Origin of the sequence: Pseudomonas rhizozeae (assembly GCF_031583775.1) — a bacterium.
GTDB lineage: Bacteria > Pseudomonadota > Gammaproteobacteria > Pseudomonadales > Pseudomonadaceae > Aquipseudomonas.
In genome coordinates, this window is sequence record NZ_JAVLSB010000026.1 from 47,375 (window position 1) to 67,670 (window position 20,296).

Below are 20,296 nucleotides of genomic sequence, written 5' to 3' on the forward strand. Positions count from 1 at the left end.
GACTAGGGTAGTGGCAGGACGTTTTGCAATCCGGGAGTACAACGCATGTCCAGATTACTGTTGCTCGCCATGGCCGGCCTGATTCTTTGCGCCAGCCAGGCCATGGCCGATACCTTGAAGATCAGCGTGATTGGCGCCGGCAACGTTGGTGGCACCTTGGGCGAGTTATGGGCCAAGGCCGGGCACGAAGTAATGTTTTCCTCGCGACATCCCGAGGAGTTGACCGACCTGGTCAAGAGCGCCGGGGCCAACGCCCGCGCCGGCTCGGTGAGCGACGCGGCGACCTGGGGCGATGTGATTGTGCTGAGCGTGCCCTACAGCGCCATGCCGGGGCTGGCCAAACAACTGAAGGGCAAACTCGACGGTAAGGTGGTGTTGAGTGCCAGCAACCCGTTCAGCGGCCGTGACGGCGAGGTTGGCCGACAGGCGCTGGAACACGGCGTGGCGGCGGCGGACCGGCAGTATTTCCCCGGCGTGCATTGGGTGCGGGCCTTCAACGCGATCGGCTACAGCTCGATGAAAAGCCAGTCCGGCGCGGGCAAGGCCCTGCCGATGTTCGCCGACGACAGCCAGGCTCGGGACATCGGCGCGCAACTGGTGCGTGACGCCGGCTTCACCCCGGTGATCCTGCCCTTGGCGCAGGCCAACAAGGGCTTGCCCGGTGGCCCGCTCAGCGGGGTGCGCACGGAAGACGAACTCAGGAAGCTGAGTTCGGGGTTAAAGTAGCCCATCCCTGACAGCCAACTTGAGGTTTCGATTGTGAGCAAAGCGCCCTACGTTCCGCCCAAGGTCTGGAAAAACGACGCCGCGTCTGGCGGTGCCTTCGCCAGCATCAACCGCCCGATCGCCGGGCCGACCCACGACAAGACACTGCCGGTGGGCAAACACCCGCTGCAACTGTATTCGCTGGCCACGCCCAACGGCGTCAAGGTCACCATTCTGCTCGAAGAATTGCTCGCGCTCGGCCACAGCGGCGCCGAGTACGACGCCTGGCTGATCCGCATCGGTGATGGCGAGCAATTTTCCAGCGGCTTCGTCGACATCAATCCGAACTCGAAGATCCCGGCGCTGCTGGACCGCAGTGTGGAACCGGCGGTGCGGGTGTTTGAATCCGGCTCGATCCTGCTGTACCTGGCGGAGAAATTCGGTGCCTTCCTGCCCACCGACCTCGGCGGGCGCACGGAAACCCTGAACTGGCTGTTCTGGCAGATGGGCGCCGCGCCCTACCTCGGCGGCGGTTTCGGGCATTTCTACGCCTACGCCCCGGAAAAACTCGAATACCCGATCAATCGCTTCACCATGGAAGCCAAGCGGCAACTGGACGTGCTCGACCGCCGCCTCGCCGAGAGTCCGTACCTGGCGGGCGACAGCTACACCATCGCCGATATTGCGGTGTGGTCCTGGTACGGCCAGTTAGTGCGCAATGACGTGTACTCGGCCGCTGAGTTCCTGGCGGCGCACGAATACACCCATGTGCAGCGCTGGGCCGACCTCATCGCCCAGCGGCCGGCGGTGATCCGTGGCCAACGGGTCAACCGCACTTGGGGTGACGAGGCGACTCAGGTGCCCGAACGGCATCAGGCGGATGATTTGGCCTGATCCTCGGATCGTCATTCGGGGTTACAGGGATACAGGACGCCCACGTGAACCGCTTTTCAAAGGATGCTGAAGCCATGAACACCCTGACCTCTGCCCTCGCCGACACCCTTCAGGCGCAGGAAATCGTGCTGGTGGCCAAGGACGGCTATCGGCTGTCCGCGTTGCGTTACCCGGCGCAGGGTGACGTGGTCGGCAACCTGATCGTGGCGGGTGCGACCGGCGTGCAGCAGCGCCTGTACCGACGTTTTGCGGAGTACGCCGCGCGCCGCGGCTTCAATGTGCTGACCCTGGATTATCGCGGGGTCGGCGGTTCCCGGCCGGCGTCGCTCAAGGGTTTTCAGATGCGGTACCTGGACTGGGGCCAACTCGACCTGGCGGCAGCGGTCGACTATTTGAAGGAAGACCCGTTGCCACTGTATTGGGTCGGGCATTCCTTCGGCGGGCATGCGATCGGCCTGCTGCCCAATCATCATGCACTCACCGCCTGCTACACCGTGGGCGCCGGGGCCGGATGGAGTGGCTGGATGTCGAAAAGCGAGGGGCTGAAGATCCGCCTGATGTGGACTTTCGTGCTGCCGGTGATCGTGAAATGGAAGGGCTATATGGCGTGGAGCCTGCTGGGCATGGGCGATGACCTGCCGCTGGGGGTGTACAAAGACTGGAAACGCTGGTGCACGCGGCCGAATTACTTTTTCGATGACCCGGCAATGGCCCACCTTGTGCAGCAATACGCTGAGGTCAAGACGCCCTGCGTGTTTGCCACATCAGTCGATGATCCCTGGGCGCCACCGCGCTCACGCGACGCTTTTGCGCGGTTTTTCAGCCATGCACCACGGACCATTCTTGACCTGCAGCCGCCGCCGGGCAGCCCGCCCATCGGGCACATGGGCTATTTCCGCGAAACTACGGCACCGTTGTGGGACGACATCCTCAGTTGGCTACCACAAGGGCACTTGCAGCCACCTCGGGAGTCACAGGAATAAGCCGGCCCCCCAGCACCGAAATGACTGCGTAGACGTATTCAGACCGGGCGAGCGAGAACAGTCCCGGCGTTCATTTAGCTGCATTCATTTTCGTAGACAGGAGAGCACGGTGCGCCAACAACATGACTTCACCTATTGGTGGAATACCTCAGGACCTTGGGTGGAGGAACCGAACGTTCGCCGAAGCGGCACCAGCGGCGTGCAGCGCGTGGTTCATGAGGGCAAGACGGTGTACGTCAAGCGCCAGACCGGGCATCTGTTTCGCAGCCTGCGCTATCCACTCGGGCGTCCCACCGTGCTGCGTGAAGGCCGGGCACTGTCGAAGCTGCTGCAACTCGGAGTGCTGGCGCCCAATCCGATTTTCTATAACGCGCGCAAGGTCAAAGGTGTCTGGCAAGGCATTCTGGTGACCAAGGACCTGAACGGCTTCCAGGACCTCGACACTTGGTACGCCGGCGGCGGACGCTCCGGGCTCACCGACGCCGAGCACTTGAAGGTCCTCGAACGCCTGGCCACCCTGCTCTCGCGCTTGCACTTGGGCCGCTGGCAACATGGCTGCATGCGTTCCAAGCATATTTTCATCAAAGTGCTGACCACCGCCGACGGCTTCGATGTCGAGCTGGCGCTGCTGGATCTTGAAAAATCCCATGGCCGCGCCACCTCCCTGGGCGCCGCCCGCCACGACATTCCGCAGCTGCGGCGCCACTCGCCGTGGAGCGACGGGGAATGGCGAAGCTTCCTGGCCTGCTACGAACAAGGCTTGGGCCGCCCCCTCGCCAGCGATGCCCGATAGCTGATTCGGGCAAAAACGACGATCATCACCGCACCAAGGTCCGAGGCAGGCGAATCCGCCGCTATCCCCCGGGCCGTTTTACGCCTAAGAGAGAAAGACAATGCAGGCAGTTTTGCCGAACCGCTGGTTAACGGGTGTGCTCGCCCTCCTGCTGCTGTGCTTCAGTTTGCCTAGCCTGGCTCAGCCCGACCCGGCGCAGAACAGCAACCTGCGCAGTTTGCCGTTGTTGACGGAGACCGCGACTCCGGACGAACTCAGCGACCAGCTCGACCTGATCCGCCAGAAAGTTTCCGGCAGCGCTAACGATGACTTGCTATCGAGCCTGCGCCAGGCGGCGCTGGAAGTGCAGAAACGCGCCGATGTGGTGGTGGCTCAGCAAGCGGTCGACCTTGAGCACTTGAACGATCAGATCAGCATTCTCGGCCCGGTCCAGCCGGACGAAGCGCAAAGCCTCAGCAGCCAGCGCAAAGCCTTGGTCACACAGCAGAAAGCACTGGTTGCCGACCAGCAGCGCACCACTACCCTCAGCCAATCGGCCCGGGACCTGGCCACGCAAATCTTCAGCCTGCGCCGCAGCCTGTTCGATTCACAGATCAGTACCCGTTCGGCCACGCCCCTGAGCGCCGACTTCTGGACCACCATCATCCGCCCCACCGACGATGACCTGGGGCGGTTGCAGGGGTTGTATCGCGATGTCAGCAAGGTCTTCGCCAACACGGTGGCGCCGGGGCAACGCCTGTTTTTCCTCGGGCTGCTGATCGCGGCGGTGGTGATCTGGGTCATGGGCCGCCGCTGGCTCGAGCGCTTGCTGATCTGGATGATGATCCGCTGGCTGCCGGAAGGTCGCTTGCGCCGCAGTGCCCTGGCATTGGCGGTCGGGATGGCGACCCTGCTGACCATCAGCGCCGCCACCGCACTGCTGCGCTGGGGTCTGGTCAGTCGTGCGTCTCCGACTACCGATGTGCTCAACCTGCTCAACGAATTGCAGACCCTAGTGATTTTCTGCGCCTTCATCGTCGGCCTCGGCCGGGCGCTGTTGATGCTGTCCCACCCGTCGTGGCGCTTGCCACAGATTCCCAACGAAATCGCCGAGGCCATGGGCCGCTTCCCGGTGGTGCTGGGCCTGGCGCTGATGGTCATCGGCACCCAGGAGCGCATCAACAGTGTGATCGCCAGCAGCCTGGCCCTCACCGTGGCGGTCAATGGCCTGACGGCGTTGGCGGTGTGCCTGGTGTTTATCTTCGCCCTGCTGCGCTACCGCCGCACCCGCCGCCGCTTTGGGCTGGAACGCCTGCCGGGCTTCGCCGGATTGATTCCGTTCGTGGTCGCGGTGTGGGTCGGTTTGAGCCTGCTGGCATTGGTTGCCGGCTACCTGACCCTGGCGTATTTCCTGACGGTGAAGTTGCTGTGGATGAGCGTGGTGGCCGCCACCGCGTACCTGCTGATCGCCTGCTTCGGCGATTTGTGCGAAACCCTGCTCTCGCCCAAGCAACCCGGTGGCTTGGCACTGGGCGAAGCGCTGGGTCTGTCGCCCCGGCACCAGGCCCAGGCCAGCACCGTGCTGGCCGGCGTTGGCCGCACGCTGTTGCTGTTCACCGCGATCCTGCTGGCCTTCATGCCGTCCGGCTCTAGCCCCGGCGAGTTGCTGGGCAGCTTTACCCAACTCGACCTGACCAACAAACCACTGGGCAACCTCAACATCGTGCCTGGCGACATCCTCCTGGCGCTGATCCTGATGGTGGTCGGCATGCTCGGCGTGCGGGTCCTCAAGGAATGGCTGGGCGACCGCCTGCTACCAGAAACAAACATGGACGCCGGCATGCGCGCCTCGCTGGTGACCCTGGTCGGTTACATCGGCTTTGTGCTGGTGGCGGTGGTCGTGATGTCGACCCTGCATATCAGCCTGACCAACTTGACCTGGGTAGTCAGTGCGCTGTCGGTGGGGATCGGTTTTGGCCTGCAAGCCATCGTGCAGAACTTTATCTCCGGCCTGATCCTGCTCACCGAGCGCCCGGTCAAAGTCGGCGACTGGGTCAGCCTGGCCGGGGTCGAGGGCGACATTCGCCGGATCAACGTGCGCGCCACGGAAATCCAGATGGCTGACCGCTCGACGGTGATCGTGCCGAACTCGCAATTCATCACCCAGAACGTGCGCAACGTCACCATGGGCAACGCGCTGGGCGTGGTCGGCATCACCCTGACCCTGCCGCTGGAAACCGACGTACTGAAAATCCGCGACCTGCTGATGCAAGCCTTCACCGAGCACGAAGCCATCCTCGACGCACCCGCGCCCTCGGTGACCTTCAAAGACCTGACCACTTCCGGGCTGATCATCAGCGTCAGCGGCTACGTCAACAGCCCGCGCTCAGTCGGCAATGCCCGCAGCGACCTGCTGTTCACCGTCCTCGGCCGCCTGCGCGAAATGGGCGTCGCCCTGTCGTCACCGCAAAGCATGGTGCTGGTGAGTGATGGCGTGGAGAAAGAAATCCGGCACGACGACGCCAAATAGGCGTTTTTACAGACTCTGGGCCAGCGCTGTCGGTCATGCAGAAATACGATTGAGGCAGTGCTTCCCCGTTCTGCTAACTACTGATCCGGCAGTACTGGCCCGAGGCGGGGCGATCCCGATGTCACGGTTAAATCCAGGCGCTGGGAACGACACGCTACGGGGGGAAGTCTACCCGTATCCAATCATTGGTAAGGTTCAGCGCCATGGATAAGACAATCACCGTAGATCAACTGGCTGACACTGACCTTAGATCAATCAACGAAATATGGCTTGGCGGGACTCATACCCAGTTATGCGTATGGCGTGGTGCACAAGTCTTCACCCACGAAATGATGAGCGAGGGCACCCACGATCAGAATGTACGACGCCTTTGCTTGCAGCTGGTCAACCCAGAAGATCAAGCGGCAGTGGCCCGCGTCGAGGTAATCCTGCGCGAACGCCTGAAGGAAATGGGAATGGAGGGAGAGTTTTATCCGGCTGAGGAGGCGGACACTTATCAATAGTGCCCGCCTTTTTCATTTTGAAAGCCTGTTTTTATGTCTGCAACCTCAAGACTTATCAACGGCGTCCACGACGTTTTACTGTTTAACGGCGCGAGGGTCATCCGCCGCATTCTCGTAGACGATGCCAGTGCTGCCCGCTCTCCCCGACTTTCAGAAACGTTAGCCTGAGCTACAGCTCGATATCGGGGTAAGCGACAGGTCTGTCGATTTGCTGGGCGACGGTGTGGATTGCGTGATTCGCGGCGGTATCTTGAACGATTCCTCGCTAATCGCCAGGCGCCTGGGCAGCCTCAAGTTTGGCACCTGCGCGACACCCGAATACCTCGCCGCACACGGGACGCCGCGTCTCGCTAAACGACTCCAATGCTCTGCTCGCGGCCGCACTTGCAGGCATGGGCGTATTGCAGACACTCAACAACCACACTGCCGCTATGCTGGATTCTGGTGTGCCTCGACATCAAGATCAGTAGTTGAAGTCATGCCCCAACTCCTTCTGCATCCACTCCAGGAATCTTCTGACCCGGGGGAAGTTTGCATGGGCTCTGGGGAAAACCAGGTGGTGTGCAGTAATCGACGCGCTCAATTCCGGGGCTACCTCGACCAACGCACCACGCGCCAGATAGTCCTGCGCCAGCAGCGTGCTTTCCAGGGCAAATCCAAGCCCATGATTGGCGGCCTCCAGCGTCATGTAGGAGCGGTCGAAGCTGAGCGTGTAGGGTTTTTCCGGGCGTGACAGGCCATGTTGGGCAAACAACTGCGGCCACTTGATCAGCGTCGCCTCCGACAGAATCAGATTGCAATCCAGTAAATCTGCAATGGCCCGGATGGGGCGTCTTTCCAGAAGCTTCGGGGACGCCAGCACGGCGATACTTTCATTGCGCATCGTCCGTACCTCATAGCTGGGCCAGTTGGGCATGCCATGGCGGATGTCTACGTCAATTTTATCGCGACTGAAATGCAGCGATTCGTAGGAACATGACAGGTTGAGCTGGATGTCGGGATGGCTCTGTTGAAACTGTTCCAGGCGCGGCATCAACCACAGCAGGCCGAAGCTGGGGGATGAGTGCAAGCGCAGGCAGTCGAGACTGACGTCACTGGTAGCGCGCTCGGTCGCCACCGCCAGGGTGTGCAGGATGCCAGACACCTCAGTGAGGTATTGCTCGCCCACCGGCGTCAATGTCACGCCCCTGGCCGTCCTGAGAAACAGCTGCCGACCGATCATGGCCTCCAGTTTGGCCAACTGGTGACTGACCGCCGAGGGTGTCAGGTCGAGCAATTCGGCGGCGCGGGCAACGTTACCGAAGCGTGCGGTCTGTTCAAAGGCCTGAATGGCTTTCAGTGGTGGAAGGATTGGAGGTGCATCGCCAGGTGAACTCATGATTATTGTTATTCCGCTGCAAGTGGCTTAAGCCGGGCGTACAGCTATTCAAACACTGGAAGGGTAGGTTGGCGAGTGCTGAATTTTTTTCAGCACCGAGTGACATCCGCGTTATTGCTCAGGGTCGGTCCGGGGAACAAGCTGAGTCATCGGTTCTTTGCGGATCGACCCAATAAAAACAATCAGAGGTACTCTTCCATGCTTCTTCAAGGCAAAGTCGCGATCATCACCGGTGCAGCTTCCGCACGTGGCATCGGCCGCGCTACAGCGACCACCTTCGCGCAACAGGGCGCAAGCGTGGTGATTCTCGATCTGGACGAATCTGCTGCCCGCGATGCCGCTGCCTCCCTGGGCGAAGGCCATCTCGGACTGGCCGCCAACGTCGCCAACGAATCACAGGTTCAACAGGCTGTCGCGAAAATCATCGAACATTTCGGTCGTATCGACATTCTGGTCAATAACGCCGGGATCACCCAACCGCTCAAGACCTTGGACATTCGCCCTTCAGATTACGACAAGGTGCTGGACGTCAGCCTGCGTGGCACATTGCTTATGTCTCAGGCAGTCATACCCACCATGCGTCAACAATCTGCCGGCAGCATCGTGTGCATGTCGTCCGTGTCTGCTCAGCGCGGAGGCGGCATTTTTGGTGGCCCGCATTACAGCGCTGCCAAAGCAGGCGTACTGGGTCTGGCCAAAGCCATGGCACGCGAACTAGGGCCGGACAAAGTACGCGTCAACTCCATCGCTCCTGGCTTGATTCACACCGACATCACCGGCGGGTTGATGCAGGACGAGCGTCGCCACGCGATCATCGACGGTATCCCCTTGGGTCGTCTGGGTGAGGCGCAGGATGTCGCGAATGCAGCCCTATTCCTGGCCAGCGACCTATCTTCCTATTTGACAGGTATCACGCTGGATGTGAACGGCGGCATGCTGATTCACTGATTACACGTGGCGGGCCTCAGGCCCGTGCGGTTCTGGATCGACGACGCAGCCGAGCCTCATGGCCTGGCGGTCAATAAAAACAAGAGATCAGACCATCATGACAACTATTTCGCTCGAAGCGGTTTCGACCGTGCGCTCTAACGCCTATCGCAAAACTGCATGGCGTCTAATGCCTTTTCTCATGTTGTGCTACCTGTGCGCCTATCTTGATCGCGTCAACGTCGGCTTCGCCAAGCTGCAAATGATGAGCGATCTGGCGCTCAGCGAAACGGTCTACGGACTGGGCGCGGGCATGTTCTTCATTGGCTATTTCCTCTGCGAAGTTCCCAGCAACATCATCCTGCACAAGGTCGGGGCGCGGGTCTGGATCGCGCGCATCATGATCACCTGGGGCATCGTTTCTGCCCTGTTCGCCTTCGTCGAAACCGCCTGGCAATTCTACGCGCTACGCTTTCTGCTCGGGATTGCCGAAGCCGGCCTGGCGCCTGGTCTGTTGCTATATCTGACCTACTGGTTTCCGTCCTACCGTCGTGCACGCATGACCGTGTTGTGGTTCATCGCCATTCCGCTGTCGGGCATGGTCGGTGGCCCGCTCTCCGGTTGGATCATGAATCATTTCGCAGGTGTGCATGGCTGGGCCGGCTGGCAGTGGATGTTCGTTCTGGAGGCTGTGCCAACGGTCGTTGTAGGGCTACTGGTATTGAGCTACCTGAAGGACGGCGTGCATCAAGCCAACTGGCTCAACGATGAAGAAAAAGCACTGATCACTCGGGAGCTGGCCGAAGACAACCAGCAGAAAGTCACCCACGCCTCGGTCGGTGAGTTCATTCGCGATCGTCGTCTGTGGCTACTGGCGGGCATCTACTTCTGTGTCGTGATGGGCCAGTACGCAATCACCTTCTGGCTACCCACCCTGGTGCGTAATGCGGGGGTTTCCAACCCGTTGCATATCGGCTTTCTGACCAGCCTGCCTTACCTCTGCGCCATTGCCGCGATGCTGCTGGTTGGACGCAGTGGTGACAAACATCGCGAGCGCCGCTGGCATCTCATTGTACCGATGATTGCCGGTGCTATCGGCCTGAGCCTGGCGGCGTTGATGGGGGGAAATGCCACCCTCTCCATCCTCAGTCTTTGCCTGGCCGCTTCCGGAATTTTGTCCGCGACGTCGTTGTTCTGGATGTTACCCACCACGCTGCTCGGAGGCGTTTCTGCCGCCGCCGGCATCGCGGCGGTCAACAGCTTCGCCAACCTCGCCGGCTTCTGCTCGCCTTATCTGATTGGCTGGATCACCACAGTGACCGGCTCCAGCGCCATCGGCATGTACCTGATCACTGGCGTGCTGCTCGCCGGTGCCACCCTGGTGCTGCGCATTCCCGCCGCTTTGGTCAATCGTTGAGTTAACGGAGTTTCACCATGACTACTATTCCTTCACACGCCTCATCCAAAACCTTGGTGGAGCGCGCCCACAACATTCGTCGCCACGCGCTGCGCATGGGCCAAGTCCAGGGCCAGGGCTATGTCGGTCAGGCCCTGGGTGCTGCCGATCTGCTGGCGGTCTCCTATTTCCATGCATTGAATTATCGGCCGGATGATTCGGAGTGGGAGGAGCGTGATCGCTTCTACCTTTCCATCGGCCACTACGCCATTGCGCTGTACGCCGCATTGATCGAAGCCGAAATCATCCCGCTCGATGAGTTGGAAACCTACGGCGCGGACGACAGTCGTCTGCCGATGTCGGGGATGGCCGCCTATACGCCAGGCATGGAAATCACCGGCGGGTCGCTGGGCCAGGGCTTGGGCATCGCGGTCGGTGCCTGCCTGGGCCTCAAGCGCAAGGGGTCAACGGCGTTCATCTATAACTTGCTATCGGATGGCGAATTGAATGAAGGCTCGACCTGGGAAGCCGTGATGTCGGCATCACACTGGAAGCTCGACAACCTGATCGCCATCGTCGACGTCAACAACCAGCAAGCCGACGGTTACTCCAGTGAAATCCTGTCGTTCGAACCCATCGTCGATCGCTGGCAAGCCTTTGGCTGGTTCACCCAGCGCGTCGACGGCAATGACCTGAAGGCGCTGGTCACCGCGTTCGATGCCGCCCGCAACCATCCTGGCACTCAACCTCGGGTGATCATATGCGACACCAAAATGGGCAAAGGCGTGCCCTTCCTCGAAACCCGGGAGAAGACCCACTTCATCCGAGTGGAAGAACACGAATGGGATCTGGCACTGAACAATCTTGAAGAAGGAAAAAAACAATGAGCAATGCAGCCAACACGCCGACTTCGACTGCCGAACCGATCAAAAAACGTCTGACGACCTCGGCGATGATCGCCTCCATTGCCTCTGAAGGACAGGCCACGAAATCTGCTCCTTTTGGCCATGCATTAGCCGCTCTGGCAGACCAGCGTGCGGACATCGTCGGCCTGTCCGCCGACTTGTCCAAGTACACCGACCTGCACATCTTCGCCAAAGCGCATCCCGACCGCTTCTATCAAATGGGCATGGCCGAACAGTTGCTGATGAGTGCGGCCGCAGGTATGGCCCGCGAAGGCTTCGTGCCTTTCGCCACCACCTACGCGGTGTTCGCTTCACGCCGCGCCTATGACTTCATCTGCATGGCGATTGCCGAGGAAAACCTCAACGTCAAAATCGTTTGTGGTTTGCCCGGTCTCACTACCGGTTACGGTCCGAGCCACCAGGCCACCGATGACCTGGCGATCTTCCGCGCCATGCCCAACCTGATGATAGTCGACCCGTGCGATGCCCTGGAAATCGAACAGGCCGTGCCCGCCATTGCCGCGCATCAGGGGCCGGTGTACATGCGCCTGCTGCGCGGCAATGTGCCGCTGGTGCTGGACGAGTACGGCTACAGTTTCGAGATCGGCAAGGCCAAGACCCTGCGCACCGGCAACGATGTGCTGATCATCTCCACCGGCCTCATGACCATGCGAGCACTGGAAGCGGCCAAGGAACTGCAAGCGGATGGCGTCGATGTCGCCGTGCTGCACGTACCGACGATCAAACCCCTTGACGAACAAACCATTCTTGCCGAGGCAAGGAAGTCAGGTCGACTGGTGGTCACCGCAGAAAACAGCTCAATCATTGGTGGCCTCGGCGAGGCCGTCGCCGGCGTGCTGCTGCGCAACGGTGTGACGCCAACCTTCAGGCAGATCGCTTTGCCCGACGCATTCCTCGATGCAGGCGCCCTGCCGACATTGCATGATCGCTATGGCATCTCCACTCAAGCCGTGTCCGCTCAAATCAAAGCCTGGCTTTAACTGCGAGGGCAAGGCACCTGGCGACGGGTGCCATTGCGTTCGACAGAAAGGGAGCGGAACGTTTGAAGCCACATGAATTGCTTGACCCAGAATTCCATAGCTTTCTGATCCCTGGCACGGATCAATGGTCGATCGAAACACTGCCGACCATCCGGGAGCGCATCCATTCAACCTTTGGGACTCAGCAAAACAACAGCTACGAAGAGCGATGGATAACGGTAGATGAAGAGCGTCTGCGCTTGTGTATTTATCGACCCGGTGCGACATCAACAACCGCCCTCCTTCCGGTGATCCTGTACATCCATGGTGGAGGATTTGTACTGGGCAGGCCTGAAATGGCCGATGCCTACCTGGCGGCGCTTGCCGAAGAATTGAAAACGCTCATCGTCGCAGTTGATTATCGACTGGCGCCTGAATACCCTTTTCCTCTACCCCTTGAAGACTGCTACACCGCGCTCGGCTGGCTATTTGGTGATGACCATGACCTGGGCATGGATACCCGAAAAATCGTGATCATGGGTCACAGCGCTGGCGGAGGCCTGGCGGCTGCATTGGGCATACTGGCCCGCGACAAAGGGCAGTATCCCATTGCCGCCCAGGTGCTTGTCTATCCTATGTTGGATCACCGCACGGGCACCTCGAACTCGCCTCACCAGAACGAAAGCACTGGGACTTTCAGCTGGTTGCCTGCACCGAACCGGTTCTGTTGGAATTGCCTTCGCGGGGGTTACAACCTTGACGATGATCGTATCGGCCTTTTTTCTCCATCCATGCAGCGAGACCTTCAAGGCCTGCCTCCAAGTTTCATATCGGTAGGCTCGCTGGACCTGTTTCTGGAAGAAGATGTGGAATTTGCATTGAGACTGTCGCGCGCCGGGGTCGCTGTAGAGCTTCACGTCTATCCCGGCGCCCCACACATGTTCGATCAGAATCCAGGACGCATCACTACGCAATCCAGTCTGGATATTGTTCGTGCGCTCAACGAATTTCTAAAGATGGGAATTGTGTGAAAACTCAAGCGCAAGAGTGTTCCGGACTTGCCATAGCAACCGAGCAGCCCGATGCAGACGAACTGTTGCGTCCTAAACTTCCTCCCATTTCGGTCCAGCCGATGCGGCTGAGCCAGCTGGCGCTCCTGAAACCAAGCCCCTAACACGGGTAGATAACCAACATAAACACAGCTAACAACAGAAGAAGTGTAGATTCACAGCGGCAAAATTCACTTAAAAATTAGCCTTCTCCATTTTTTACGCGTGCTTTAAGCCACAAACCGAAATCTTTCATTATTTCCACTATTGGCACCAATCTTTTGCCGTCCTCAGTCAATTCATATTCAACCTTGATTGGCGAAGTTGGGTAGACGGTTCGTTTAATAAGATCTGCTTCTTCCAGGGCCCGAAGGTCCAATGTCAGCATCCTTTGTGAAATGCCGGGCATATTGCGACGTAGGTCGTTGAATCGTTTAGGCCCCTCCAAGAGGTAGGAGACAAGCAACAATCTCCAGCGGCCACCTAATAACCGCATTGACTCCTCTACAGAACAGCCGCTCATATTCTTTTTCATATAAACCTCAGCAATCAGTAAGTATAATATTTTATCCTAGGCCACATTTCACCGCCTTCTTTACACATTTTTCCAGGTAGCTAAAATAGCGGAGTCTCTTTTCTAATTATGAAGATCGCATATGAAGCTTTATTACGTACCTGCTGCTTGCTCACTCGCACCACACATCGTCATCAATGAGTTGGGCCTAAATGTCCAACTGGTGAAGGTGGACTATAAAACACACAAGACAGAGGATGGCCGAGACTTCTACGAGATCAGTCCATTTGGCTATATTCCTTTATTGGAGCTTGACGACGGCACTTTGCTACGTGAAGGTCCTGCCATTGTTCAATATCTCGCTGATTTGAAACCTGAAGCGGATCTTGTTCCCATTAACGGCACTTTTGACCGCTATCGCTTACAAGAGTGGTTGAGCTTCCTCACTTCGGAAATTCATAAAGGTTTCATCCCTCTTATCTACGCAAGGTTGGCAGGAACCTACGGCACAGAAACAGCCAAACCTAAATTGGAACAACGGTATTCCTGGATCAATGAGCAACTGGCAGAACGTGATTACCTCATGGGCCATTACACAGTGGCAGATGCCTACCTCTACTCGCTAACACAATGGGGGCAGGCTCAATGGCTTGCGCCCACCTACCAAACCAATATTCATTTTGACGATTTGGGAAATCTAAAGGCTTGGTATCTCCGCATGAGAGAAAGGCCCGCCGTTCGTAAAGCACTGGATATCGAAGAATTGAAATAAATTGACTAAATATCAGGGAATAAAACCACTCAATTGAGTGGTTTTATTCCGCACACCCAGAGCTTTCAATTTTAGAATTGCTATTTTATCTTCGCAAAGCAGCAATCAATTTCAATCAGCGACCTTGGAATCATTTTCCTTTCTAAAGGTGCTGCGCCGGCTACTTCCGGCACTGCCCCGCACAGCGCCATACCGCAGCCGAAATTAGTCTCGGTCATGCTGCTCACTTCGACATGTGCTTAACCGACCTGTTGCGAACGCGACACTTCAAGCGTGTCGATCAATTGCTGAAAACTGACGATCTTGCCGTTAGCAACGCGCACGACATGCATGTATTGCGCGTCAAACGGTTTTCCGGTCGAGGCCATGATTCCCTTCGATCGGCCCACGGCAACCACTACATCACCCGCATCGATCAACTCGGTAGGCCCAGCTTGATAATCCTGAAACTCTCTAGCGATGCGGTTAAAAACGCCTTCTACAACAGCAGCTGGAGACAGATAAGGATTTCGATCACCAAGCAAGAAATTCTCAGATTCGCGCCAATCGAGGTTATCACTTAAGGTTGCAACGACTGCTTCAATGTCGCCTTGCACAAAGCTGTCATAAAACTTTTTAACAACAACAATACCGGTCTGCTCAGACATTTTATTCTCCTTCTATAATAATTAGCGCCAGCATTCCAAAGTCATATCGGTGCTCTCAACAATTGACTCCAGAAAAACGATTTGACAACTCGGTTAGAAAATCAAGGTGGGATCAGTGACTTAAGTCGTACGCCTATCCAGCCGTCTACGCGGACTCATTCAGCTGCAATGCGGTAAATGTCGTCGACTCCTCTACGCAATCATTCCGCCGTCGACGGTCAACGACGTGCCAGTAATGTACTGAGCCTTTTCGCTTGCCAGGAACGCCACTGTATGTGCAATGTCCTCGCCCGTGCCGAATTGGCCTGATGGAATTAGTCCTCGGATGGTTTCAGCGATCGGTCCATTGTCGGGATTCATGTCTGTGTTGATAGCTCCCGGTTGCACTAAGTTGACGGTGATGCCCTCAGCGCCAAGCTCGCGCGCCAAGCCTCTGGTAAGGGAAATTAAAGCGGATTTGGACATTGCATAGATCGCCAGGCCAGACCATTGGACGCGCTCGCCGAACCAGCTACCGATGTTGATAATGCGGCCTCCGTGGCCAAGGTGCGGAATTACTGCTTGGATGGCGATAATGGGAGCTTTTACATTGACGCTTAGGACGGCATCGAGGTCCTTTAGTGCTACATCCCTCACGTTGTGGCCCAGGAAAATACCAGCATTATTGACCAGGATGTCTAATCCTCCGAGATAGGCGATAGCCTGCTCCACCGACGCTTTTACCTCTGAAACGTCAGCGCTATTTGCCTGGATGGCAGTCGCTCGACGGCCCAAAACTTCGATCGCCCGGACTACTTCTGCCGCGGCACTGGTGGACTTCTCGTAAGTAAAAGCAACATCGGCACCCTCTGCTGCCAAGACCTTGGCGATGGCTGCACCGATGCCACGGCTACCGCCGGTGACGAGAGCACGCTTTCCAACAAGCGACATAAATTCCTCATTTTTGTACTTAGCGGCACATAAAAATCCCACCCTTGATTTTTAATGTCAACAAATTTATTGTGCCGCATGGCACAAAAAAACGACACAAAGCTGCAAAACATGGACGGGCCGAGCGCCGTCTTGAAAAAGCTGTCCCGAGGGCGGCCACGCAAGTTCGATCGGGACGTTGCCCTTGAGTCGGCAATGCGCGTGTTCTGGAGCAACGGGTTTCTAGGCACGTCTAACAGCGAGCTATGCCGGGCGATGGGCATCAACTCACCGAGTCTGTATTCGGCGTTCGGCAGCAAGGAACAGCTCTACATTGAGGCTGTCGGCCGCTACACCGAGTTAGCTTACGCGTCGATTTGGCACCACCTCAGTGACGCAGCCACCGCCCGTGAGGGCATGCAGAAAGCGCTGCTGGCAGCAGCTGAGGCAATGCCGGCAAACGGCCTCCTGCCTTCGGGATGCATGATTACGCTAGCCACCGTTGGTGAAGAATGTCCCAGCGCCGTGGCTGAGGCGTTGAAGGGCTTCAGGCTCGCTGCCCTTGGCCAAATCCAAGAAACTATTGAGCGCGGGGTGAGCGCTTGTGAGCTGCCGACCGCAACGGACGTCTGTGCGCTCGCCCGCTATTACACGGGCGTTATCCAGGGGATGGCCATCCAGGCAAGGGATGGGGCCAAAAAGGCGGACCTTCTTCCTGTCGCTAAAGTTGCTATGGCTGCGTGGCAGACACCCGCTTACCGGAGTGGTTGAAGTGAAGAGTGCAGATCAGAACTGATTACACCCCGCACAGCACGAACTTCATTCCTTATAGGCGGTGAGCGTCATAGCTGCCGCCTCTTGACGAAGTGGAATCAGCGCCTGATACACCGCAGATGCGTACCAGTTATTGAGAGCATCCATATCTGGAAACTTAATCACTACAACGCCTTCCTCTGAACATCCGCCTGCTAAGTCGCGCACCTTTTCCCCACGGAAGACGATCGTCCCACCAAATGCATCTATGGTGGCTGGAACTTGGGCGCGATATTCTCCCCATTTACTTTCGTCTTTTACTGAAAAATGACCGACAACATAGGCACGACTCATTGCAGCTACACTCCAGAGTAAAGTTAACTAGCTTTAAGTAGAGCGCATATCGGTGTCAAGCTGTCGCGCGCCCTGGGCGCCCACGCGATGGCGTTCACGCGTCGGAATCGAAACAGCAGAACGCCACCAGACTGGACGCACATGGGGTAAACGTTTTGCGGAGTTCGGAAGAAATTTCGCCCCTAGGGGACAGCTAAACTTTATCGAGAACAGAAAACGGCAGTGAACAGTGAGTTGCTGTGCTGACGCGTCGGGGACAGCCCTTATCTTCGCTGTCCTGTTCACGAATGCGGATCACAGGGCTATTTGTCTCACTCGAGTGTTAGATAGATGCCGAGCGACGACTCGGGGATAGCACTGCGCAGGAATTCGACAAAGGCGCTAACGCGTTTCGGGCGGAAGCGTCCTTGCGGAAACGCAATGCACAGCCGCAGGCTTTCCGGTCGCCAGCGCGGACACTGGACGATCAGACTGCCCTGTTGCAGATGCTCCGCAATCAGCCAGCGCGGCAGCAGCGAATAGCCGATGCCACGGGTGGTCGCTTGCAATGCCGCGAACAGGTTGTCGGTCGCGAAGGCCGCAGCCGGCTTGACGTTGCGTGTCTCTTCGCCGGGGCTGGTCAAGGTAAACTCCCGCCCATCATAAGAGGACAGCAACACCGCCGGAAAGCACTCTAGCTCAGCCGGACCGGTACATGGCTCCTCAAGCCCGCCTAGGCCAGGCACTGATACCACCAGCCTTTCGATACTCCCCAGCGTACGCATGACTAGAGACTCGTTCCGTACTGGCCCGACCCGTATCCACAGATCAAAGCCCCCAGTAGTCAGATCGCACGGGTCGTCGCATACGCGCCAGTCAAGCCGCACGCGCGGATGCAGGCGCAGAAAGTCACAGGCGATATCCGCGAACAGCGACTGCCCCAGGGCCGACGGGACCGCCAGTTTCAGGGATCCCGACAATTCGCCCTGCTCCCCCTTCAGGGCCTCCGCGCTACGCTGCCAGTCGGTCAGCATGCGCCTGGCATCTTCCAGAAACATGCAACCATCCTCGGTCAGCGAGAGCTGTTGTGTGGTACGCATGAGCAGCCGCACGCCCAGCATGTCCTCGAGCATGCGCAACCGGCGACTGGCCGCCGGCTGGGACAAGCCCATCAGGCGCCCCGCGGCGGAGATCGACTGGGTGTCAACGATGCGCACGAAGAGTTGCATCAGGTCGTGGCGGTCCAGAGTCTTGGGCATGGCAAATCCCTCATTCGCAATACGCATGAACCTAATCCAGTTTAGGCCCCTACGCAACTGACTCTGGCATTGCGAGAATGCTGCCACCGCGACGCCAGCCCGTCCTGAACATGCCAACCAACCAGGAGCATTCGATGTCTGAACACATCAAACCCGTGGCCCTCGATGTCACGTTCAACAGCGCAGGCACCGAGGGCGTCGTGGACAAGCCGACCGCCGAGTAGACCGGGGAAGCTATCGCGAGAGGTTCGACTTGAACGGCCCCGGCATTCTGCCTCAAGGCCGTTCACGATCACGACCTGGGCTTCAAACTGCACAGCGACGCTGGCAACGCATCGCCGACCGCGCGGGAGAGCGCCTGATCAAGGCCGTACATCCCCCGCGCGGCGGCGAACTGTCCCAATACAACAGCGCCCCCTTCTGGCGAATGCTGCTGCCGGCGCGCTAATTCATCGGTACCAACGGCAAGATCGTGACGGCACAGGCGGACCGCGATTACGTGGTTGCCCTGAGCCGACTACGACGCTGGCGACCATCGCTTCACTTAACGTGACCGGCAACGGCTGACTTACAGACTACCAACTGGAACTTTCATAATGGGTACATTCAATCAACCAGACGGCGTAGCCCTGGCTACGCCCGTCGTCGGGCCCGACCAAGGCCTGGGCTGGCGCAAGCTCCTGATTCTGGCGGCGGGGACGTTCGCCGTGGGCACCTCCGAATTTTTGATGATGGGAACGCTGCCCGATGTTGCGGCTGACCTTGGCGTCTCAGTAGCGGCTGCCGGCCAGCTGGTTACAGCATTCGCGATAGGCATTGCGGTGGGAGGCCCGCTGCTGGCGGGCGCCGTGAGCCGCTATGACCGGCGTAAGGTGCTGGTCGGCGCGCTGCTGGCCTTCATGGCGGCCAATGCTGTGGGGGTGATGGCACCCGCGTACAGCCTGGCGGTCGTGATGCGCTTCGTGGCTGGGGCGTTCGGCGGCCTGTTTTATGGGATCGCCTTCTCCACCGCTGCCACGACAGCAGCGCCGAACCGCCAGGGCGCAGCGATGGCGATAGTGATGGGTGGGATCACTATGGCCACCGTGCTGGGCACACCGCTGGGCGCTTGGATTGGCCAGCACTCGGGCTGGCGCACACCATACGGGATCATCTCGGCTCTGACATTCGGAGTCGCCACCGCGGCCCACTTGCTGTTACCGCGAATTCCCGGACAGGCCAGTTTAGGTTCGGGCGTCAGGGGCGCTATCGACGGCATCCGCTCGCTGTTCTCGGTATTCGACAACCGCCCCCTAATGCTTCTGTACCTCGCGATCATCCTTATCAACACAGGCTGGTTCGCCTTATACACGTATGTAGCACCATTCTGGACCGAAGTTAGCGGCGTATCCGCCGCTACGGTGCCGACCGCGCTGCTCGCATATGGCATCTTTTCAGCTATCGGCGGGGCGGCGGGTGGCAAGCTGGCGAACGGTCATGCGACCACTACCATGCTGGGATCGGTAGCCGCGCAAGCTATCCTGCTGGGTGCGATGATGTTCAGCACGAACGCTATGGTGTCGCTCGTGATCGCCATGCTGTGGGGCTTCGCAGCATGGGTGTTCGTCACGGCCGTACAAGTGTGCGTCGTTGCACTCGCTAAGGCGCAGTCCGATGTCGCCTTGTCGGTCGCAGTGTCCGCCTTCAACGTCGGTAATGCGGCCGGCGCATTGGCCGGGGGCGCTGTTGTTGCCCATTACGGCCTGGTCGCAACTCCGGCTGCTGCCGCGGGATTCGTGCTTGCGGGCCTGGTGATAGCCCTGTTCTCCGGACGGTGCTCCGCGGCTGACGAGCGCCTTGAGCAAGGTTCTTGATGCACCGCTGCGAAATGGAGTCCGGCACGATCCTTCTACTGGCCTCAGGATCCAAGCCTGGAGGCCCCGGTATGATGTTCGACCATCTCTCGATGGCAAGACCTGGACCGCACTTTCGATGCGATCTTGCCTGAAAAGCAACGCTGTATCGGCGTTGGACACCGCAGATGTGGTGGCCGACGCCGATGCCGTTGCAACGCTTGATCCAATGAAGTCGCCTTCCCAGGCGGCATT

Annotated in this window: 21 protein-coding genes and 1 pseudogene; 15 read left to right on the forward strand and 7 right to left on the reverse strand. The window is 58.5% G+C overall.

Features of this window, described 5'->3' with window-relative positions; translation table 11 throughout:
- Nucleotides 1-45: 45 nt before the first annotated feature.
- The 7 genes and pseudogenes from RG836_RS08585 to RG836_RS08615 all read left to right on the forward strand — a co-directional run.
- Nucleotides 46-726 carry an NADPH-dependent F420 reductase gene (locus RG836_RS08585; protein WP_310844759.1) on the forward strand — a complete coding sequence of 227 codons (681 nt, stop codon included), beginning with the start codon at nt 46-48 and terminating at the stop codon, nt 724-726.
- Nucleotides 727-759: 33 nt separating this feature from the next.
- A complete protein-coding gene (yghU, locus tag RG836_RS08590; protein ID WP_310844760.1) occupies nt 760-1,599 on the forward strand; it encodes a glutathione-dependent disulfide-bond oxidoreductase in 840 nt (279 codons plus the stop codon).
- Nucleotides 1,600-1,673: 74 nt separating this feature from the next.
- Nucleotides 1,674-2,582 (forward strand): alpha/beta hydrolase family protein, encoded by a 909-nt coding sequence (locus RG836_RS08595; RefSeq protein ID WP_310844761.1) that lies wholly within the window; start codon nt 1,674-1,676, stop codon nt 2,580-2,582.
- A 109-nt stretch (nt 2,583-2,691) separates the two neighbouring features.
- Complete coding sequence (locus RG836_RS08600) at nt 2,692-3,375, forward strand: lipopolysaccharide kinase InaA family protein (RefSeq protein WP_310844762.1); 684 nt, start codon at nt 2,692-2,694, stop codon at nt 3,373-3,375.
- A gap of 100 nt (nt 3,376-3,475) precedes the next feature.
- On the forward strand, nt 3,476-5,884 hold the full coding sequence (locus RG836_RS08605) for a DUF3772 domain-containing protein (protein ID WP_310844763.1): 2,409 nt from the start codon (nt 3,476-3,478) through the stop codon (nt 5,882-5,884).
- Nucleotides 5,885-6,087: 203 nt separating this feature from the next.
- The gene (locus RG836_RS08610) at nt 6,088-6,387 is read left to right on the forward strand and encodes a hypothetical protein (RefSeq protein ID WP_310844764.1); all 300 of its coding nucleotides are present in this window, start codon (nt 6,088-6,090) and stop codon (nt 6,385-6,387) included.
- A gap of 223 nt (nt 6,388-6,610) precedes the next feature.
- Nucleotides 6,611-6,679: pseudogene (locus RG836_RS08615) on the forward strand (hypothetical protein); the annotation flags it as partial.
- Nucleotides 6,680-6,850: 171 nt separating this feature from the next.
- Here the strand turns inward: RG836_RS08615 and RG836_RS08620 are convergent.
- Nucleotides 6,851-7,765 (reverse strand): LysR substrate-binding domain-containing protein, encoded by a 915-nt coding sequence (locus RG836_RS08620; RefSeq protein ID WP_310844765.1) that lies wholly within the window; start codon nt 7,763-7,765, stop codon nt 6,851-6,853.
- A gap of 198 nt (nt 7,766-7,963) precedes the next feature.
- On the opposite strand from RG836_RS08620, the gene RG836_RS08625 reads away from it, so the two are divergent.
- From RG836_RS08625 to RG836_RS08645, 5 genes are all read left to right on the forward strand, one after another.
- The gene (locus tag RG836_RS08625; RefSeq protein WP_310844766.1) at nt 7,964-8,713 is read left to right on the forward strand and encodes an SDR family NAD(P)-dependent oxidoreductase; all 750 of its coding nucleotides are present in this window, start codon (nt 7,964-7,966) and stop codon (nt 8,711-8,713) included.
- A 97-nt stretch (nt 8,714-8,810) separates the two neighbouring features.
- Nucleotides 8,811-10,109: an MFS transporter gene (locus tag RG836_RS08630; RefSeq protein WP_310844837.1), complete on the forward strand. Its 1,299-nt coding sequence runs from the start codon at nt 8,811-8,813 to the stop codon at nt 10,107-10,109.
- A 17-nt stretch (nt 10,110-10,126) separates the two neighbouring features.
- On the forward strand, nt 10,127-10,975 hold the full coding sequence (locus RG836_RS08635; RefSeq protein WP_310844767.1) for a transketolase: 849 nt from the start codon (nt 10,127-10,129) through the stop codon (nt 10,973-10,975).
- The gene (locus RG836_RS08640; protein WP_310844768.1) at nt 10,972-11,994 is read left to right on the forward strand and encodes a transketolase family protein; all 1,023 of its coding nucleotides are present in this window, start codon (nt 10,972-10,974) and stop codon (nt 11,992-11,994) included. The genes RG836_RS08635 and RG836_RS08640 overlap by 4 nt, the downstream gene beginning before the upstream one ends.
- A gap of 62 nt (nt 11,995-12,056) precedes the next feature.
- Nucleotides 12,057-13,004: an alpha/beta hydrolase gene (locus RG836_RS08645; protein WP_310844769.1), complete on the forward strand. Its 948-nt coding sequence runs from the start codon at nt 12,057-12,059 to the stop codon at nt 13,002-13,004.
- A 220-nt stretch (nt 13,005-13,224) separates the two neighbouring features.
- On the opposite strand, the gene RG836_RS08650 is transcribed toward RG836_RS08645, so the two are convergent.
- The gene (locus RG836_RS08650) at nt 13,225-13,557 is read right to left on the reverse strand and encodes a winged helix-turn-helix transcriptional regulator (RefSeq protein WP_310844770.1); all 333 of its coding nucleotides are present in this window, start codon (nt 13,555-13,557) and stop codon (nt 13,225-13,227) included.
- Nucleotides 13,558-13,678: 121 nt separating this feature from the next.
- Between RG836_RS08650 and gstA the strand changes: the two genes are divergently transcribed.
- Nucleotides 13,679-14,308: a glutathione transferase GstA gene (gene gstA / locus RG836_RS08655; RefSeq protein ID WP_310844771.1), complete on the forward strand. Its 630-nt coding sequence runs from the start codon at nt 13,679-13,681 to the stop codon at nt 14,306-14,308.
- Nucleotides 14,309-14,388: 80 nt separating this feature from the next.
- On the opposite strand, the gene RG836_RS08660 is transcribed toward gstA, so the two are convergent.
- The 3 genes from RG836_RS08660 to RG836_RS08670 all read right to left on the reverse strand — a co-directional run bounded on the left by RG836_RS08660 (nt 14,389) and on the right by RG836_RS08670 (nt 15,885).
- Nucleotides 14,389-14,526: a hypothetical protein gene (locus RG836_RS08660; protein WP_310844772.1), complete on the reverse strand. Its 138-nt coding sequence runs from the start codon at nt 14,524-14,526 to the stop codon at nt 14,389-14,391.
- Between the two features lie 21 nt (nt 14,527-14,547).
- Nucleotides 14,548-14,955, reverse strand: coding sequence for a nuclear transport factor 2 family protein (locus RG836_RS08665; RefSeq protein WP_310844773.1), 408 nt, complete (start codon nt 14,953-14,955; stop codon nt 14,548-14,550).
- Nucleotides 14,956-15,147: 192 nt separating this feature from the next.
- Nucleotides 15,148-15,885, reverse strand: a complete 738-nt coding sequence (locus RG836_RS08670) for an SDR family NAD(P)-dependent oxidoreductase (RefSeq protein WP_310844774.1) — start codon at nt 15,883-15,885, stop codon at nt 15,148-15,150.
- A gap of 54 nt (nt 15,886-15,939) precedes the next feature.
- Here RG836_RS08670 and RG836_RS08675 point away from each other — a divergent pair, with 54 nt between their 5' ends.
- On the forward strand, nt 15,940-16,635 hold the full coding sequence (locus RG836_RS08675) for a TetR/AcrR family transcriptional regulator (protein ID WP_310844775.1): 696 nt from the start codon (nt 15,940-15,942) through the stop codon (nt 16,633-16,635).
- Between the two features lie 48 nt (nt 16,636-16,683).
- On the opposite strand, the gene RG836_RS08680 is transcribed toward RG836_RS08675, so the two are convergent.
- The gene (locus RG836_RS08680) at nt 16,684-16,971 is read right to left on the reverse strand and encodes a DUF1330 domain-containing protein (RefSeq protein ID WP_310844776.1); all 288 of its coding nucleotides are present in this window, start codon (nt 16,969-16,971) and stop codon (nt 16,684-16,686) included.
- Nucleotides 16,972-17,282: 311 nt separating this feature from the next.
- Nucleotides 17,283-18,236, reverse strand: coding sequence for a LysR family transcriptional regulator (locus RG836_RS08685; protein ID WP_310844777.1), 954 nt, complete (start codon nt 18,234-18,236; stop codon nt 17,283-17,285).
- Nucleotides 18,237-18,805: 569 nt separating this feature from the next.
- Here RG836_RS08685 and RG836_RS08690 point away from each other — a divergent pair.
- Nucleotides 18,806-20,062: an MFS transporter gene (locus RG836_RS08690; protein WP_310844778.1), complete on the forward strand. Its 1,257-nt coding sequence runs from the start codon at nt 18,806-18,808 to the stop codon at nt 20,060-20,062.
- Nucleotides 20,063-20,296 lie beyond the last annotated feature (234 nt).